At 70.3% G+C, this 16348-nt stretch carries 16 protein-coding genes; 9 read left to right on the top strand and 7 right to left on the bottom strand.

The genetic code is table 11. The annotated features are described in order from the left end of the window. The first annotated feature begins 390 nt into the window (after positions 1-390). The 5 genes from ACSYGN_RS33265 (at position 391) to ACSYGN_RS33245 (ending at position 5672) form a co-directional block, all read left to right on the top strand. The gene (locus tag ACSYGN_RS33265) at positions 391-1743 is read left to right on the top strand and encodes a ferredoxin reductase family protein (protein ID WP_460402253.1); all 1353 of its coding nucleotides are present in this window, start codon (positions 391-393) and stop codon (positions 1741-1743) included. Positions 1744-1750: 7 nt separating this feature from the next. Then, on the top strand, positions 1751-2257 hold the full coding sequence (locus tag ACSYGN_RS33260; RefSeq protein WP_460402251.1) for an FMN-binding protein: 507 nt from the start codon (positions 1751-1753) through the stop codon (positions 2255-2257). Positions 2258-2355: 98 nt separating this feature from the next. Further along, a complete protein-coding gene (locus tag ACSYGN_RS33255) occupies positions 2356-3738 on the top strand; it encodes a ferredoxin reductase family protein (RefSeq protein ID WP_460402249.1) in 1383 nt (460 codons plus the stop codon). Positions 3739-3763: 25 nt separating this feature from the next. Continuing rightward, entirely contained in the window at positions 3764-4879 is a 1116-nt protein-coding gene (locus tag ACSYGN_RS33250; protein WP_460402247.1) for an FMN-binding protein, read from the top strand. Continuing rightward, complete coding sequence (locus ACSYGN_RS33245) at positions 4872-5672, top strand: FAD:protein FMN transferase (protein WP_460402245.1); 801 nt, start codon at positions 4872-4874, stop codon at positions 5670-5672. The genes ACSYGN_RS33250 and ACSYGN_RS33245 overlap by 8 nt, the downstream gene beginning before the upstream one ends. A gap of 341 nt (positions 5673-6013) precedes the next feature. Here ACSYGN_RS33245 and ACSYGN_RS33240 read toward each other — a convergent pair whose 3' ends face one another. From ACSYGN_RS33240 to argC, 5 genes are all read right to left on the bottom strand, one after another. Next, entirely contained in the window at positions 6014-6556 is a 543-nt protein-coding gene (locus tag ACSYGN_RS33240) for an arginine repressor (protein ID WP_460402243.1), read from the bottom strand. 7 nt (positions 6557-6563) lie between these two features. After that, complete coding sequence (locus ACSYGN_RS33235; RefSeq protein WP_460402241.1) at positions 6564-7778, bottom strand: acetylornithine transaminase; 1215 nt, start codon at positions 7776-7778, stop codon at positions 6564-6566. Next, positions 7775-8737: an acetylglutamate kinase gene (gene argB, locus ACSYGN_RS33230; RefSeq protein ID WP_460402239.1), complete on the bottom strand. Its 963-nt coding sequence runs from the start codon at positions 8735-8737 to the stop codon at positions 7775-7777. The genes ACSYGN_RS33235 and argB overlap by 4 nt, the downstream gene beginning before the upstream one ends. A 162-nt stretch (positions 8738-8899) precedes the next feature. Further along, entirely contained in the window at positions 8900-10051 is a 1152-nt protein-coding gene (argJ, locus tag ACSYGN_RS33225; protein WP_460402237.1) for a bifunctional glutamate N-acetyltransferase/amino-acid acetyltransferase ArgJ, read from the bottom strand. 73 nt (positions 10052-10124) lie between these two features. Beyond that, complete coding sequence (gene argC / locus ACSYGN_RS33220) at positions 10125-11153, bottom strand: N-acetyl-gamma-glutamyl-phosphate reductase (RefSeq protein WP_460402235.1); 1029 nt, start codon at positions 11151-11153, stop codon at positions 10125-10127. Positions 11154-11340: 187 nt separating this feature from the next. On the opposite strand from argC, the gene ACSYGN_RS33215 reads away from it, so the two are divergent. After that, the gene (locus ACSYGN_RS33215; protein ID WP_460402233.1) at positions 11341-11532 is read left to right on the top strand and encodes a hypothetical protein; all 192 of its coding nucleotides are present in this window, start codon (positions 11341-11343) and stop codon (positions 11530-11532) included. Positions 11533-11699: 167 nt separating this feature from the next. Further along, the gene (locus ACSYGN_RS33210; RefSeq protein WP_460402231.1) at positions 11700-12107 is read left to right on the top strand and encodes a carboxymuconolactone decarboxylase family protein; all 408 of its coding nucleotides are present in this window, start codon (positions 11700-11702) and stop codon (positions 12105-12107) included. A 68-nt stretch (positions 12108-12175) separates the two neighbouring features. Here ACSYGN_RS33210 and ACSYGN_RS33205 read toward each other — a convergent pair whose 3' ends face one another. Next, on the bottom strand, positions 12176-14695 hold the full coding sequence (locus tag ACSYGN_RS33205) for an alpha-L-arabinofuranosidase C-terminal domain-containing protein (RefSeq protein WP_460402229.1): 2520 nt from the start codon (positions 14693-14695) through the stop codon (positions 12176-12178). Between the two features lie 207 nt (positions 14696-14902). On the opposite strand from ACSYGN_RS33205, the gene ACSYGN_RS33200 reads away from it, so the two are divergent. Both ACSYGN_RS33200 and ACSYGN_RS33195 read left to right on the top strand, forming a co-directional pair. Beyond that, positions 14903-15211 (top strand): hypothetical protein, encoded by a 309-nt coding sequence (locus tag ACSYGN_RS33200; protein ID WP_460402227.1) that lies wholly within the window; start codon positions 14903-14905, stop codon positions 15209-15211. After that, positions 15208-15681 carry a DUF6314 family protein gene (locus ACSYGN_RS33195; protein WP_460402225.1) on the top strand — a complete coding sequence of 158 codons (474 nt, stop codon included), beginning with the start codon at positions 15208-15210 and terminating at the stop codon, positions 15679-15681. The genes ACSYGN_RS33200 and ACSYGN_RS33195 overlap by 4 nt, the downstream gene beginning before the upstream one ends. Positions 15682-15703: 22 nt before the next feature. Here ACSYGN_RS33195 and ACSYGN_RS33190 read toward each other — a convergent pair whose 3' ends face one another. Beyond that, the gene (locus ACSYGN_RS33190; RefSeq protein WP_460402223.1) at positions 15704-16297 is read right to left on the bottom strand and encodes a histidine phosphatase family protein; all 594 of its coding nucleotides are present in this window, start codon (positions 16295-16297) and stop codon (positions 15704-15706) included. Positions 16298-16348: the final 51 nt, after the last annotated feature.

The raw sequence follows: 16348 nt of genomic DNA, 5'->3' as shown, positions 1-16348 counted from the left end.
CGGCGTCCGGTGCGGTGGCTCGGGACGTGGCGGACGGCCGACGTACCGGGAGGTACCCGGGTGATCCGGCGACCCAGCGAAAGGTCGTGCAGGCGTCGCGTGCCCCCTGGAATGTCACTGGAATGTCACGACAGGCCTGGGGCCGGGCCCCGGCTCAGAGAAACCTCAGAAGCGGCGTCCGGTGCGGTGACTCGGGAGGCCGCGGACGACCGGCGTACCGAGACGTACCCGGGTGATCCGGCGACGCGACGAAAGGCCGTGCAGGCGTCGCGCGCCCCCTGGAATGTCACTGGAATGTCACGACAGGCCCGAGGCCCGACCCCGGCTCAGAGAAACCTCAGAAGTAGCGGCGCCACAGTTGCAGACCTGACCGAGGAAAGGACCCAGCCCATGACCGCCGTGTACGAGCGGAGGACGGCACCACCTGTGACAACCGGGCCCCGCAGCTCCCCCGCGGTCCCGCTGCTCGCCGTGCTGTGGGCGGGCGCGGCGGCCGTGGTCGGTATGTGGTGGGTGAACACCGATTCGGTGGTCGGGGCGGCCGGCTGGCTGACCGGGGCCGGGCGGATGGCCGGTCTGCTGACCGGATACGCCTGCGCGGTGCTGGTGGGTCTGATGGCCCGGGTGCCGCTGCTGGAACGGCGGATAGGCTCCGACCGGGTGGCGCGCTGGCACGCGATGGCGGGCCGCTACACGATCTGTCTGCTGGTCGCGCATGTCACGCTGATCCTCCTCGGGTACGCCGCCCAGGACCACGCCACCCTGTGGCACGAGACCGTGACGGTGGTCACCGACTATCCGGAGATGCTCAAGACCACGATCGGCACGATCATCCTGTTCGCGGTCGGCATCACGTCCATGCGGGCCGCGCGCCGCAAGCTCAGCTACGAGTTCTGGTACTACGTCCATCTCCTCACCTACGCCGCGGTCTTCCTGGCCTTCAGCCACCAGCTCGTCCTGGGCAACGACTTCAACGGCCACCCCGTCGCCACCGCCGCCTGGTACGCGCTGTACCTCGGCGTCGCCGCCCTGGTCCTGTGGTACCGGATCCTCACCCCGGTGCGGCTGAACCTGCGTCACCGGCTGCAGGTGGAGTCGGTCCACAAGGAGTCGCCGGGTGTGTACTCGGTCGTGATGCGGGGCCGGCATCTGGACGAGATGGGCGCGGAGTCCGGGCAGTTCTTCCGCTGGCGGTTCCTCAGCCAGGGCCTGGCCTGGACGTCGACGCCGTACTCGCTGTCCGCGCCGCCCCGCAAGGATCTGCTGCGCGTCACCGTCAAGGCGCTCGGCGACCACAGCGCCGCCGTGTCGCTGCTGCGGCCGGGCACCCGCGTGTGGGCGGAGGGCCCGTACGGCGCGATGACCGCCGACCGGCAGAGCTCGTACAAGTCGCTGCTGATCGCCGCCGGTGTCGGTATCTCCCCGATGCGGGCGCTGTTCGAGACGCTGCCGGGCGAGGTCACCCTGCTCTACCGGGCGCACAGCGCCGCGGACCTGGCGCTGGGCGCGGAGCTGGAGGCCGTCGCGCGCTGGCGCGGGGCGAAGGTGATGTACGCCCTGAACGACGGACGCGGCAAGCGCCCCGATCTGTCCGGCAGGTCGCTGCTGGCGACCTTCCCCGATCTGGCCGAGCACGACGTGTACATCTGCGGTCCGCACGCCTTCGCCCAGAACCTGTACGAGGCGCTGCACGCCGCGGGCGTGCCGGACCGCTGTATCCACCACGAGTCGTTCGAGCTGTGAGGCTGTTGTGCACGCGTTGAAGAAGAACCGCACCCTGCGCCGTGTCGTGCTGGCGAGCGCCGCCACCGTGTCCGGCATGGTGATGCTGCTGTCGCTGAAGCCGCACGCCAGTGAGGGCATAGCCGTCGGCTCCTCGTCGTCGTCCGCGCCGCAGAGCAGTTCGTCGGCGGCCCCCGACCCGTCCAACAGTTCGGGAAGCTCCAGCGGCAGCTCCAGCGGCAGCTCGTCGACCAGCGGCAGCAAGAAATACACCGGTGACACGGTGCAGACCCGCTGGGGCCCGGTCCAGGTCCGGATCACCGTGAAGAGCGGCAAGATCACCGACGTGACCGCGCTGTCCTACCCCTCGGACAACCCGCGCGACCAGGAGATCAACTCCTACGCCATCCCCCAGTTGCGCAGCGAGGCGCTCAGCGCGCAGAGCGCGAACATCGACAATGTGTCAGGGGCGACGTACACCAGCGACGGCTACAAGCAGTCCCTCCAGTCGGCACTGGACTCGGCGGGCCTGTGAGCAAGGGGAGTTGACAGCGGAAGGCGGCGCGGGGCGCTGAACGCTCGGCGGGCACGGCACGTATCTGTGGGCCAAGGGCCGAGTCCCACGGAGGAACCGTGACCACCACGCTCGCAGGCGGCCGTGCCGCCCGCCGCCAGACGATGCGCCGCATCCGCCCGCGCCGCTCCCCGGCCGTCCCGCTGCTGCTCGCCGTATGGGCGGGCGCGGCGGCCGTGCTGTGGCTGTGGTGGCACAACACCCCATCCATCGCGGACACCAGCGGGAAGATCCTCAACGCGGGCCGGATCACCGGTCTGCTGGCGGGCTATCTGATGGCGCTGGTCGTGCTCCAGATGGCCCGGGTGCCCGCGCTGGAGCGGCGGGTGGGCTCCGACCGGGTGGCCCGCTGGCACGCGATGAGCGGCCGCTACACGCTCAGCCTGATCGTCGCGCACGTCTTCCTCACCATGTGGGGCTATGCGCTCCAGGCGGGCAAGTCGCTCTCGGACATCGTCCAGCAGACGATCGACTCGATCAACCAGCTGCCGGACATGGGCAAGGCGGCCGTCGGCACCGGCCTGTTCGTCCTCATCGGGCTGACCTCGGTCGGTGTGGTGCGCCGCAGGATGCCGTACGACACCTGGTACCACGTGCATCTGATGACCTACGCGGCGGTGTTCCTGACGTTCTGGCACCAGATCACCACCGGTAACGACTTCGCCGTGGAACCCATGGCGAAGACCTTCTGGTACGGCCTGTACGGCGCCGTCACCCTGCTGGTGATCTGGTACCGCATCTTCACCCCGATCCGGCTGAACCTGCGTCACCGGATGCATGTCGAGGCGGTCATCGAGGAGACCCCCGGCATCGTGTCGGTGCTCATCGGGGGCCGCAAGCTGCACCGGATGGGCGCCGAGGCGGGGCAGTTCTTCCGCTGGCGGTTCCTCGCCCCGGGGATGCGCTTCAGCTCCCACCCGTACTCACTCTCGGCCGCGCCCCGCCCGGACATGCTGCGCATCACGGTCAAGGCGATCGGCGACCACAGCAGCCGGCTGCGCGAGCTGCGTCCCGGTACCCGGGTGTGGGCCGAGGGCCCCTACGGCGCGATGACCGCGTCCCGCCGCAGCCGCGGCAAGGTGCTGCTGGTCGCGGGCGGTGTCGGCATCACACCGATGCGGGCGCTGTTCGAGACGCTGCCCGGCTCCGCCGGTGACCTGACCCTGCTCTACCGGGCCAACAGCACCCAGGATCTGGCCCTGTGGGACGAGCTGGCGGCCATCGCCAAGGAGCGCGGGGCCCGGCTGATGTACGCGGTCAACAGCCCGGACGGTGAACGCCCGGACATCTCCGCGGAGAACCTCCAGCGCAAGATCCCCGAGATCGAGCGCCACGACGTCTTCATGTGCGGGCCGGCCGGTTTCGCGCAGTCGGTCTACGAAGCACTGCGCGGCGCGGGGGTTCCCGCCCGCCGCATCCATCACGAGTCGTTCGAGATGTGAGCGACGGGACAGGAGCCCAGGAACGATGAGGAAGAGCCACCCCATCCGGCGGGTCGTACTGGCCGGCGCCGCGACCGTCTCCGGCGTCGTGCTGCTGCTGTCGCTGAAGCCGGCGACGGACCCGGCGTCCGCCGCCGCGGCAGGCGGTGCGGCCTCCGCCTCGGCGGCGGGGCAGGAGTCGCCGCAGGGCGGCACCTCGGCCGGTACCGGCGCGTTCACCGGCGATGCGGCCCAGACCCAGTACGGCCCGGTACAGGTCCGCCTCACCGCGGCGAACGGGAAGATCACCAAGGCGGAGGCCGTCCAGGCCCCCAAGGGCGGGACCAGCGACCAGAAGACCGCGCTCTCGGTGCCCAAGCTCAACCAGGAGACGGTCACGGCACAGAGCGCGTCCATCGACTCCGTGTCCGGGGCGACGTACACCAGCGCGGGGTACAAGAAGTCTTTGCAGTCGGCGCTGGACAAGATGAAGAAGGCGAGCGCGTCTGCCGGTTCGTCCGCGGGTTCATCGGGGTCATCGGGGTCGGCTCAGGCCAGGACGGTGACCGGGCAGGTGGCGCAGACCGAGTACGGGCCGGTGCAGGTCCGGATCACGGTGGCGAACGGGAAGATCACCAAGGCGGAGGCGGTCCAGGCGCCCAAGGGCGGACTCAGCGACCAGAAGACCGCGCTGGCGGTGCCCAAGCTCAACCAGGAGGCGGTGGCGGCGGGAAGTGCGGCCATCGACTCGGTGTCAGGGGCCACGTACACCAGCGGGGGGTACAAGAAGTCGTTGCAGTCGGCGCTGGACCAGGTGAAGACCGGCGGGGGGTCTGGTTCTTCCGCTTCATCCGGCTCATCCGGCTCGTCCGGTGGGGCGGCGCAGACGGCGAAGACGGTCACCGGGCAGGTGGCGCAGACGCAGTACGGGCCGGTGCAGGTCCGGATCACCGTCGTCAACGGGAAGATCACCAAGGCCGAGGCGGTCCAGGCACCCAAGGGCGGACTCAGCGACCAGAAGACCGCGCTGTCGGTACCCAAGCTCAACCAGGAAGCGGTGGCGGCGGGCAGCGCTACCATCGACTCCGTGTCAGGCGCGACGTACACCAGCAGCGGTTACAAGCAGTCCCTCCAGTCGGCACTGGATCAGGCCGGTGGCTGACCCCGTGGCGGAATCGCAGGATGCGCCGGTCGCGCTGCGGCACGCCGAGGAGGTCATGGGCACGGTCTTCTCCTTCGACGTGCGCGGCGGAGAGCCCGGGGCCGTACGGGAAGCGCTGGCCGAGGCGGTGGCCGGGCTGCACCGGGTCAACGAGGTGTTCAGCACCTATCGCGACGGCAGTCAGATCTCCCGTCTCGCGCGCGGTGAGCTGACCCTGGAGGAGTGCGATCCCGAGGTCGCCGAGGTGTTCGAGCTGGCGGCGGAGGCGGAGCGGACGAGCGACGGCTGGTTCAGCACGCGCTACCGGGGCACCCCGGACCCGACCGGCATCGTGAAGGGCTGGGCCGCGGAGCGTGCGGCCCGGCTGATCGCCGCGGTGGGGGTGGCCGGGGTGAGTGTGAACGGCGGCGGCGATGTGCAGATGATCGGCGCGCCGGAGCCGCATCGGCCGTGGCGGGTGGGGATCTCCGATCCCCTGCGCCCGGGCGGTCTTGCGGCGGTGATCTCGGCGGCGGGGGTGGACGAGCTGGCGGTCGCCACGTCCGGTACGGCGGAGCGGGGTGCGCACATCGTGGATCCCCGGACGGGGAAATCCGCGGTGACGGATCTGGTGGCGGTGACCGTGGTGGGGCCGCGGCTGACGTTCGTCGACTGCTGGGCGACGGCTGCGTTCGCGATGGGGTCGCGGGAGGGGCTGACCTGGCTGGAGTCCCTGCCGGGGGTGGAGGCACTGCTGATCACCGCGGGCGACGAGGTGCGGTGTACGGGAGGTTTGGCGGCGCGGCTGGGGTGACCTGGTGCGGGTCGGGGGGCGGAGACGCTTACCGGCGCTGCCAGGGTGCCGCCTGCGCCCACCCGTGCCTCCCCCAAGCTCTTCGAGCAGGGGGGGACCCCCGCAGCGGCACGACTGCCCGCAGGCTGGGTCGGCACGACTGCCGCGCAGGCTGGGGCGGGCGGTGACTGCAGCTCCGCAGGGGCGCGGGGAACTGCGCGACCAGCCACGACGCCCCCGCAGCCGAAGAACCGGCACCAGCCACCCCAAGGGGCGCGGGGAACTGCGCGACCAGCCACGACGTGCCCGCACCCGGCGACGGACAGGGCAGGCGCACCCGGCAACGCGCAGCGAGCCGCAGGCTAATGGCCGTTCTGGGCCAGGCGGAGGAGGTGGTCCGCCAGAGCCTGCCCGCCCTCGGGGTCCCGCGAGATCAGCAGCAACGTATCGTCACCGGCGATCGTCCCCAGGATGTCCTGAAGCTCCGCCTGGTCGATCGACGAGGCGAGGAACTGGGCCGCACCGGGCGGCGTCCGCAGGACGACGAGGTTCGCGGAGGCCTCGGCGGAGATCAGCAGCTCCTGCGACAGCCGCCGCATCCGCTCCTCCTTCGCCGACTCCCCCAGCGGAGCGCGAGGCGTGCGGAACCCGCCCTCACTGGGCACCGCGTAGATCAGGTCACCGTCGTTGTCACGGATCTTCACGGCGTTCAGCTCGTCGAGGTCCCGGGACAGCGTCGCCTGCGTGACATGCAGCCCGTCGTCGGCGAGCAGCTTCGCCAGCTGGCTCTGCGAGCGCACCGGCTGCCGGTTGAGGATGTCCACGATCCGCCCGTGGCGGGCGGTACGGGTCTGCGGCACCGGCCCGCCGACTCCTGCGTGCCCCTGGTCCTGCGCCTGGCTCATCGTCGTCTCATCTCTCCGGATCATCCGTCCCGTCGGCCTCGTCGAGGATGCCTGGCAGCGCTGCGAGGAACGCGTCCACCTCCGCGTCCCCGATGTTCAGCGGCGGCATCAGCCGTACGACGTCGGGGGCGGGCGCGTTCACCAGGAACCCGGCCTCCTGGGCCGCCTGCTGCACCCGCGGTGCATACGGCCCGGTGAGCACGATACCTAGGAGCAGGCCCGCACCCCGGACATGACCGATCATAGGATGACCCAGCGACTCGACGCCCTCGCGGAGTTTTTCGCTCTGCCGCTTGACGTTGTCGAGCAGTCCCTCGCCCGCGATGGTGTCCAGCACCGCAAGTCCGGCGGCGCAGGCGACGGGGTTTCCGCCGAAGGTCGTCCCGTGCTGGCCGGGCTTCAGCAGCTCGGCGGCCCGGCCGAAGGCGACGGTCGCGCCGAGCGGCAGGCCGCCGCCAAGTCCCTTGGCCAGGGTGACGACATCGGGCAGTACACCGTCATGGGCCTGGTACTCGAACCAGTGCCCGGTGCGGCCGACGCCGGTCTGCACCTCGTCGAGCACGAGCAGCGCCCCGGTGGCGGCGGTGATGGCGCGGGCCGCCTTGAGATAGCCGGGCGGCGGGACGACGACACCGTTCTCGCCCTGGATCGGCTCGATGATCACAAGGGCGGTGTCCTCGGTCACGGCGGCGGCCAGCGCCTGCGCGTCGCCGTAGGGGACGTGAGTGACATCACCCGGCAGCGGGTGGAAGCCGTCCTGTTTTCCGGGCTGGCCGGTGAGCGCGAGGGCGCCCATCGTACGGCCGTGGAAGCCGCCCTCGGTGGCGACCATGTGCGGCCGCCCGGTCAGCCGGCCGATCTTGAAGGCGCCCTCGTTGGCCTCGGCGCCGGAGTTGCAGAAGAAGACCCTGCCGTCCCGGCCGAAGAGCTGGAGGAGCCGTTCGGCGAGGGCGACGGGCGGCTCGGCGACGTACAGGTTGGAGACATGGCCGAGGGATGAGATCTGCCGGGTCACCGCCTCGACGACGGCCGGGTGGCCGTGGCCGAGGGCGTTGACCGCGATACCGCCGACGAAATCGGTGTACTCCGTGCCGTCGGCGTCCCACAGCCGGGCGCCCGCGCCGCGCACCAGGGGCAGCCGGGGGGTGCCGTAGTTGTTCATCAGCGCGCCCTGCCACCGCTGGGTGAGCGCCGCGTTCCCGGACCCCGTCGTCCCGGTCATTCCGTATCCCCCTCGTTCTCGTCGGTCTCGTCGGTCTCGTCGGTCTCGTCGGGCACGACCATGGTGCCGATGCCCTCGTCGGTGAAGATCTCCAGCAGGATCGAGTGCTGCACCCGGCCGTCGATGACCCGGGCGGTCTGCACCCCGCCCCGGACGGCGTGCAGACAGCCCTCCATCTTCGGGACCATGCCGGAGGACAGGTCCGGCAGCAGTTTCTCCAGCTGGGCGGCGGTGAGGCGGCTGATCACCTCGTCGGAGTCCGGCCAGTCCTCGTAGAGGCCCTCCACGTCGGTGAGGACCATGAGGGTCTCGGCACCCAGCGCCGCAGCGAGTGCCGCAGCAGCCGTATCAGCATTGACGTTGTAGACATGTCCGTCGTCCTCGCTGCGTGCGATCGACGAGACGACCGGGATGCGGCCGTCGGCCAGCAGTGCCTCGATCGCGCCGGTGTCGATGGCGGTGATCTCGCCGACGCGGCCGATGTCGACCGGTTCGCCGTCGATCTCGGGCAGATGGCGGGTTGCGGAGATGGTGTGCGCGTCCTCACCGGTGAGGCCGACGGCGAGCGGGCCGTGCCGGTTGAGCAGCCCGACCAGTTCGCGCTGCACCTGCCCGGCCAGCACCATCCGTACGACGTCCATGGCGTCCTCGGTGGTGACCCTGAGGCCCGCCTTGAACTCGCTGACGATGCCGTGCCGGTCGAGGGCGGCGCTGATCTGGGGGCCGCCGCCGTGCACGACGACGGGCCTGAGCCCGGCGTGGTGCAGGAACACCACGTCCTGCGCGAACGCGGCCTTCAGCTCCTCGTCGACCATGGCGTTGCCGCCGAACTTGATGACGACGGTCTTCCCATTGTGCCGGACCAGCCAGGGCAGCGCCTCGATGAGGATCTGCGCCTTGGGGAGCGCGGTGTGCTTGCGGGTCGGGAACTTTCGCTCTTCTGAGTGATTGACCGTCATAGCCGACTTTCGGAAGAATTTCGGATCAGCCGCCGGGCGGGCGGTGTTGGCCTGCGGAGGCGATGTAAGACTCATCCCGGACTCGTCCGGGGCGAGCGGTCGCCGATGAAACAGGAACCCTCGTCGGCGACGGCGAGGACCCGCGACAACCAAGCGGGCACGTCAAGACGAGTACGCGCTGTTCTCGTGGACATATTCGGCCGTGAGGTCGTTGGTCCAGATCGTCGCAGACTCATTGCCTGCCGCGAGGTCCGCCAAGATGTGGACCTCGCGGTAGCGCATGTCGACCTTCTCTCGGTCCTCGCCCACGCCGCCGTTCTTGCACACCCAGACGCCGTTGATGGCGACGCCCAGCCGGTCGGGCTCGAAGGCGGCCTGTGTGGTGCCGATGGCGGACAGGACACGGCCCCAGTTGGGGTCCTCGCCGTGGACGGCGCACTTGAGGAGGTTGTTGCGGGCGATGGAGCGGCCCACCTCGACAGCGTCGTCCTCGGTCGCGGCGTTGATCACCTCGACCTTGATGTCCTTGCTGGCGCCCTCGGCGTCCCGGATGAGCTGCTGGCCGAGGTCGTCGCAGACGGCGCGCACGGCCTCCGCGAACTCGGCGTAGTCGGGGGTGATTTCGGAGGCGCCGGAGGCGAGCAGCAGCACGGTGTCGTTGGTGGACATGCAGCCGTCGGAGTCGACGCGGTCGAAGGTGGTGCGGGTGGCCTCGCGCAGCGCCCGGTCGAGTACGGCGCTGTCGGCGTCGGCGTCGGTGGTGAGGACGACGAGCATGGTGGCGAGGCCGGGGGCGAGCATGCCCGCGCCCTTGGCCATGCCGCCGACCGTCCAGCCGTCCCCGGTCACGACGCTCGTCTTGTGCACGGTGTCGGTGGTCTTGATGGCGATGGCGGCCTTCTCGCCTCCGTACTCGGAGAGTTGGGCGGCGGCGGTCTCGATTCCCGGCAGCAGCTTGTCCATCGGGAGCAGCACGCCGATGAGCCCGGTGGAGCAGACGGCGACCTCGCTGGCGCCCGTGCCGAGGACGTCGGCGGCCTTCTCGGCGGTGGCGTGGGCGTCCTGGAAGCCCTTGGGACCCGTACAGGCGTTGGCCCCGCCGGAGTTGAGGACGACCGCGGACAACTCACCGGTCTTGAGGACCTGTTCGGACCACAGCACGGGGGCGGCCTTGACTCGGTTGGAGGTGAAGACGCCCGCGGCGGCGCGGCGCGGCCCGGTGTTGACCACGAGGGCCAGGTCGGGGTTGCCGTTCTCCTTGATCCCGGCGGCGATACCCGCCGCCGTGAATCCCTTGGCTGCCGTGACGCTCACTGCTTCTCCTTGTTCGTCCGGGCCCCCGGCGCTCCGGCCGCCCATGTCTCGTACACCGCCGGTGCCGCGCCGCTCACGGCGCGAGCCCGACGGCGGACAGGCCGGTGGTCTCGTCGAGGCCCAGGGCGATGTTCATGCTCTGGACGGCACCGCCCGCAGTGCCCTTGGTCAGGTTGTCGATGGCGCTGATCGCGATGATGCGGTGCGTCGCGGCGTCCAGCGCGACCTGCACCTGAACTGCGTTGGAACCCTGGACGGACGCCGTGGCGGGCCACTGCCCCTCGGGGAGCAGATGCACGAACGGCTCGTCGGCGTACGCCTTCTCGTAGACGGCCCGGACGGCGTCCGCGGTCGTACCCGGCTGCGCCTTGGCGCTGCAGGTGGCGAGGATGCCGCGGGGCATCGGGGCGAGGGTCGGCGTGAAGGACACGGCGACGGGCCCGCCCGCGGCGGCACTGAGGTTCTGGATCATCTCGGGGGTGTGCCGGTGGCCGCCGCCGACGCCGTACGGCGACATGGACCCCATGACCTCGCTGCCGAGCAGATGCGGTTTGGGCGCCTTGCCCGCGCCGGAGGTGCCGGAGGCGGCGACGATCACCGCCTCCGGTTCGGCGAGGCCCGCCCGGTACGCCGGGAACAGGGCGAGGGAGACTGCGGTCGGGTAGCAACCGGGCACCGCGATGCGCTTGGACCCCTCCAGCGCGGCGCGGGCGCCCGGCAGTTCGGGAAGGCCGTAGGGCCAGGTACCGGCGTGCGGGGAGCCGTAGAAGCGCTCCCAGTCGGCCGGGTCCTTCAGCCGGAAGTCGGCGCCCATGTCGACGACGAGGACGTCGGGTCCGAGCTGTTCGGCGACGGCGGCAGACTGCCCGTGGGGCAGGGCGAGGAACACCACGTCGTGCCCGGCGAGCACCTCGGCGGTGGTCGCCTCCAGCTCCCGTCCGGCCAGCGGCAGCAGATGCGGCTGGAGCGCGCCGAGCCGCTGTCCGGCGTTGGAGTTCCCGGTGAGGGCGCCGATCTCGACGTCGGGGTGCGTCAGGAGCAGGCGCAGCAGTTCACCGCCCGCATACCCGCTCGCTCCGGCCACCGCCGCACGTACCACCATGGATCTCCTCCTCCTGGATGGCATGACTATACGTTTCGCTGCACGTTTATGCAATCGTGCGTGCAGCTCGCGGAGGCAGCACCCAGACCGGACGTGGTCCGTGAAGCTGCCTCTGACGAGAGACGAGAGACCTGTCGGCCTGAGACGATCAGCAGGATCGAACGGATGAACACAAAGGTGGGGGAACATGATCGTTCTGCTGCTCGGCGTCCTGGCGCTCGTTGTCGGCGGGTGCGTGTGTGTGGTGTGGGCGGAGCGCGGCGGGCCGCGCTGGGTCCGTGCCGTTGCGGCCGTGACACTCGCCGCAGGTGAGGCGGTGCGCCGCTCCGAGAGGAACAGGCGTCGGGGACGGGACAGGAGCACCGGTGACGACGGCTAGGAGCTGACAACCCGGACCAACGGCCGAGCACGAACCGCGGGTCCTGGAGCGCGCATGCGGGGTGGTGCGGGTTGACCTGGAGTGCACTCCAGCCTCTAGCGTCGGCAGAGATCCCCACCCTACGAACGGCTGCCGCGAATACGGCGGGCGGGAACGGACGGTTCGTGATGAGTGAGAGCACCACCCGTGAGGAGCGCTTCGCCCGGGGGCTGGAGGTGCTGAAGAGTGTCAGCGGTGAGGCGGGGCAGCGGGCCGTCGAGTCGCTGGCGGACATCAGCCCGGAGCTGGGGCACCAGATAGTGGCCTACGGCTTCGGGGAGATATACGCCCGGCCCGGGCTCGCGCCGCGCGACCGGCAATTGGTGACCCTGGGCATGCTGACCGCGCTGGGCGGCTGCGAGGCGCAGCTCGAGGTGCATGTCGGCGGGGCGCTGAGCGTGGGGCTCACGCCGGGGCAGATCGTCGAGGCGCTGCTCCAGTCGGCCGCGTACTGCGGTTTCCCCCGGGCTCTGAACGCGACCGCGGTGGCCCGGAAGGTGTTCGCCGAGCGCGGGCTGCTGCCGGTGGAGCAGTAGCCCGCGCCGTCGGACGGCGGGAGATCCGAGGACCGGCCGTCGGACGGCGGATCCTCGGATCGATCCGGCTACCTCTGCCTGATCCTCAGGAACGTGACGGAGTTCGCCGGGAACGTGTAGGTGAAGTGGTCGGCGACTCCTTCGAGGACGGAGGTGACGGGGGTGACGGACGTGGTGGTCTCGGTGTTGACCGCGTCCGGTGCCGCCGTCAGCGTCGTCACCCGGGCCCGGGAGGCCACGCGGGCACCGCCCAGGTCGACGGCGGTACGGGCTGCCGAGTCCTGGGCGTTGACGACCTTGACGACGAGGTCACCGGTCTTCGCGTCCCGGGTGACGACCTGCCGGAAGGGCTCGGCGGGACGGTCGTCGGTGAAGCTGCCCCACTGGGTGCCGTCGAGATAGAGGGTGGCCTGGCGGCCGCGCACCTTGACGTCGATGTCGTAGGTGCGGCCGGTCTCGATCGACCCGGCCTTGGAGACCAGCGTCGACTTGCCGCCGTCCACGGCCTGTTCGACGGCGGACTGGGTGTTGTTCCAGCCGCCCAGGTTCCACCAGTAGTAGTTGCCGGTGTCCTTGACACCGAACGCGATCAGGAAGCCTTCCTTCCCTGACTTCTTGGTCGCCTTCGCATGCAGGTCGTAGTTCTGCCAGGCGGTGTCGCCGGCGGAGACCATGGTGTTCTCGGCGGCGGTGTCGCTCTGGACGTACTGGCCGTCCTGGACGCTCCAGCTCCCGGTGCCGGTGTGCGTCCACTGTGCCGGGTCACCGGAGAAGTCGTCGGTGAGCAGCGAGGTTCCGTCGGCGGCGGTGACCTGTACGTCGTCGTAGGCGGCGCTGGTGTTCCAGGTGGACAGGCCGACGGCACCGGTGATCGGGCCGGTCACGGAGGGGGTGCCGGTGGCCGTGGAGGGGACGACACGGGTGCCGGTGTTGTTCATGAACAGCTTCTGGACCTCGTAGTTCGCCGAGCCCCACGAGGCGTGGTTGTTGAACCAGACCAGGTCGGGACGCCACTGCACATAGTCCTCGTTGGCGAACAGCGGTGCATAGGAGGCGAGTTGTACGACGTCCGCGTTGCGTTCCAGGCCCGTCATGTACGCCGCCTCGGCGAGGGCGTTCTTGAAGGTGTTGCCCTGGGAGGCGTACTCGCCGAGGAAGACCTTGGGGCCGGTGCGGTCGTAGCTGTCGTAGCGGTCGTTGTTCTGGAGGAACCAGCGGGTGCTGTTGTAGTAGTGCTCGTCGACCATGTCGACCTTGGCGTCCCGGTTGAGCTGCCAGGCGGTGTCGAACGTCGAACCGGTGTCGTCCGGGCCGGAGTTGGAGATCACCGTCACGTTGGGGTACTTCGCCTGGATGGCGGCGCGGAACTGCTCGAAGCGGGCGAAGAACTCCTTGGGCAGGTTCTCCTCGTTGCCGACCTCGATATGGGTGAGGTGGAAGGGCCTGGGGTGGCCCATCTCGGCGCGCTTGTGGCCCCAGGTGGAGGTGACCGGGCCGTTGGCGAACTCGATGAGGTCGAGGGTGTCCTGGATGTGCCGCTTGAGCAGGGCGTCGTCGTCGACCGCCTTGTTCTGGCCGCAGCCGGTCACCAGCGCCGGGACGACGGGCAGCGGCATGGCGCCGATGTCCTCGGCGAGGCGGAAGTACTCGTAGTAGCCGAGGCCGTAACTCTGGTTGTAGCCCCAGAAGTTGGAGTTGGTGGCCCGGGTCTCGACGGGGCCGATGGTGTCCTTCCACTGGTACGACCGCTTGCGCTGCCAGCCGGACGTCTCGCTGTAGTCCTGCATGGAGCCGGTGTTGACCAGGCAGCCGCCGGGGAAGCGCACGAAGCCGGGGTGCAGGGCGGCGATCTTCTCGGCGAGGTCCTTGTGCAGGCCGTTGGACTCGTGCCGGTAGGTGTCGCGCGGGAACAGGGACACCATGTCGAGCGCGGCCGGGGCCGAGGAGGCGACGGTCAGCCGACCCTTGGCGGAGGTGCGTGTCGCGGTGAACGACGCCTTGTACTTGGCCCATCCGCCGCGCACGGCCACCTGCCGTACGGCGGCGAGCGTGCCGTCGGTGTCCTGGAGGCTCACGGTGAGCGCGGCGCCGTCCGTGGCCCTCGCCCACACCGAGAAGTCGTACGTCTTGCCCTGCTCGACCGCGATCCCGGTGTTGTAACCGGTGTTGGTGACCGATGAATCCGCGCTCAGGGAGAGGTAGTTGCGGTTGCGGGCGTTCAGGCGGCCGGAGTCGTTCGTGACATCGGCGGTTCCGGTGACCGTCCAGGCGGTCAGCGGGGTGTACGCCTTGTTGTCGTCGGTGGAGTACTCGAAGGACCGGTTCTGCACCAGTTCGGCGTACAGACCGCCGTCGGCGGCGCGGTTGATGTCCTCGAAGAAGACGCCGTACATCGATCTGGAGATCTTCGCGCCTGTGGTGGTGGGGTCGACGGTGATCGAGTAGTCGGTCACGTCGGCGGCGGCGGTCGCCGTGACCGGTTCGGCGGCGTGAGCGGGGTTCAAGGGGGCCTGGACGACGGTCGCTGCCAGCAGGAAAGCGCTTGCTCCGAGGGCAGGTCGTAGGCGGGTGCGGGTGGTGCGTGGCATGGATACTCCGCGGCTCTGGATGATCGGTTTCGATGCCCGGGCGAGGTGATCGCGGGCTTCGCCGGGGTCGTACGGGATCGTTCCAGTCGTCCGTTCGAGATCTCGGACGACGATCAGCACTTCGAACAACGGCAAGATAGAGTTGAGACATGGCCGCGTCAATGGGACGGGCGTGAACCAGGCATCTGGGATGCGTAAGCTCGGCCCATGGATGCGCTGTTGCCGTACCTGGTCGTGTTCGGCTCGTGGGCCGTCGTCCTGCGTGCCCTCACCCTGCTGGCGCGCTGGATACGCCGGCGGGGCTCGGGCGGCGGAGGGGTGAGCGCCGCGCTGGCCGCGTACGAGGAGGCGTTCCGCGCCACCAGCCATCAGTCGCACTACGAGATCCAGGCTCAGGCCGACCGCAAGGTGCCCACCGGGTCACCCGACCGGCTGCGGCCCGGGCGGGGGCGGGAACGGGCCGGGCGGGAACGGCTCGGGCGGGGGCTGGAACGTCCCGGACAGGAGCGGGAATGAGCGGTGCGGCCCGCTACTGGCCCGTGGCGGACGTCCTGGCGCACCTGGCGGGGCGCTGGCACGTGGAGCGCTCCGTACGGGATCTGGCGAGCGACGACGAGGGGCGTTTCGAGGGGACCACGGTCTTCAGCGCCCTCCCAGGGGGCGGGCTGCTGCACGAGGAGTCCGGGAGTTTCACCTGGCAGGGCGTGACACGGCCCGCCGAGCGCACCCTGCGGTTCCTGCCGGGCACCGCGCTGGGCACGGCCGACGTCCGGTTCGCCGACGGGCGGCCCTTCCACGGCCTGGACCTGACCACGGGACGGTACGTCGCCGACCATCCCTGCGCCGCCGACCTCTACCGGGGCGAGTTCACCGTCCGGGACCGCGACCACTGGCGGACGGTGTGGCGGGTCGGCGGCCCCGCGAAGGACCTCGTCCTCACAACGGACTACACACGCGCCACGACGAGTCCTTGGACCCGGTTGTGACCGGCGAGCGCACCCGCGCCGCTCACATCCGCACGGTCCGGCCCGGCGCACCGTCGAGGTGCAGGAACCAGCGGCCCGCGAACCCGGCGACGGTCGTCGCCGCCAGGGGGCGCACATCGATGCTCCAGTACGTCGACGGCGGCGCCTTCAGCGCGTACACCAGCGCGGCACGGATCACGGAGGGCTCGGCGACGGCGACGATGCAACCGCCGTCCTCGATCGGCCGGGTGTCGAGCCAGCCGCCCACCCGGGAGATGAACGTCAGCAGCGACTCACCGCCGTGCGGTGTGGAGCGCGGATCGGCGAGCCAGGCGTCCACCATGGCCGGTTCACGGGCCATCGCCTCACCGAGAGTGAGCCCGCGCCAGCGGCCCATGTCGCAGTCGCGCAGCGCGAGTTGCACGAGCGGGGCGTAGCCGAGTGCGTCGCCGGTGGCACGGCTGCGCGGGGTCGGCGAGCAGTAGCGCAGTTCGGCGGCGGCGAGCGGCAGCAGATCCCGGGCGACACGCTGCACCTCGTCCCAGCCAGCCTGGTCGAGCGGCCGATCGTCGTCGAAGCGCTCGGCGAGCGGCGGCGAGCTGCGGGCGGCCGCGACGAACGTGACCCGAAGTGACATGCCGCGATGGTGAGCCGCGGCAGTGCACAGGTCAAGGGCCTCCGGTGTGAG

Source organism: Streptomyces sp. YIM S03343, assembly GCF_054729195.1.
Note: the sequence above shows the minus strand (reverse complement) of the source record. Positions and strands in the feature narration are given on the sequence as shown.

Bases quoted from the DNA above. Each gene is read 5' to 3' on its own strand.
- ACSYGN_RS33190 (WP_460402223.1), bottom strand. From the start codon at position 16,297: ATGTCACTTCGGGTCACGTTCGTCGCGGCCGCCCGCAGCTCGCCGCCG.
- ACSYGN_RS33210 (WP_460402231.1), top strand. From the start codon at position 11,700: ATGAGTGAGAGCACCACCCGTGAGGAGCGCTTCGCCCGGGGGCTGGAG.
- ACSYGN_RS33200 (WP_460402227.1), top strand. From the start codon at position 14,903: ATGGATGCGCTGTTGCCGTACCTGGTCGTGTTCGGCTCGTGGGCCGTC.
- ACSYGN_RS33235 (WP_460402241.1), bottom strand. From the start codon at position 7,778: ATGACCGGGACGACGGGGTCCGGGAACGCGGCGCTCACCCAGCGGTGG.
- ACSYGN_RS33240 (WP_460402243.1), bottom strand. From the start codon at position 6,556: ATGAGCCAGGCGCAGGACCAGGGGCACGCAGGAGTCGGCGGGCCGGTG.
- ACSYGN_RS33265 (WP_460402253.1), top strand. From the start codon at position 391: ATGACCGCCGTGTACGAGCGGAGGACGGCACCACCTGTGACAACCGGG.
- ACSYGN_RS33250 (WP_460402247.1), top strand. From the start codon at position 3,764: ATGAGGAAGAGCCACCCCATCCGGCGGGTCGTACTGGCCGGCGCCGCG.
- ACSYGN_RS33195 (WP_460402225.1), top strand. From the start codon at position 15,208: ATGAGCGGTGCGGCCCGCTACTGGCCCGTGGCGGACGTCCTGGCGCAC.
- ACSYGN_RS33215 (WP_460402233.1), top strand. From the start codon at position 11,341: ATGATCGTTCTGCTGCTCGGCGTCCTGGCGCTCGTTGTCGGCGGGTGC.
- argB (WP_460402239.1), bottom strand. From the start codon at position 8,737: ATGACGGTCAATCACTCAGAAGAGCGAAAGTTCCCGACCCGCAAGCAC.
- argC (WP_460402235.1), bottom strand. From the start codon at position 11,153: ATGGTGGTACGTGCGGCGGTGGCCGGAGCGAGCGGGTATGCGGGCGGT.
- ACSYGN_RS33205 (WP_460402229.1), bottom strand. From the start codon at position 14,695: ATGCCACGCACCACCCGCACCCGCCTACGACCTGCCCTCGGAGCAAGC.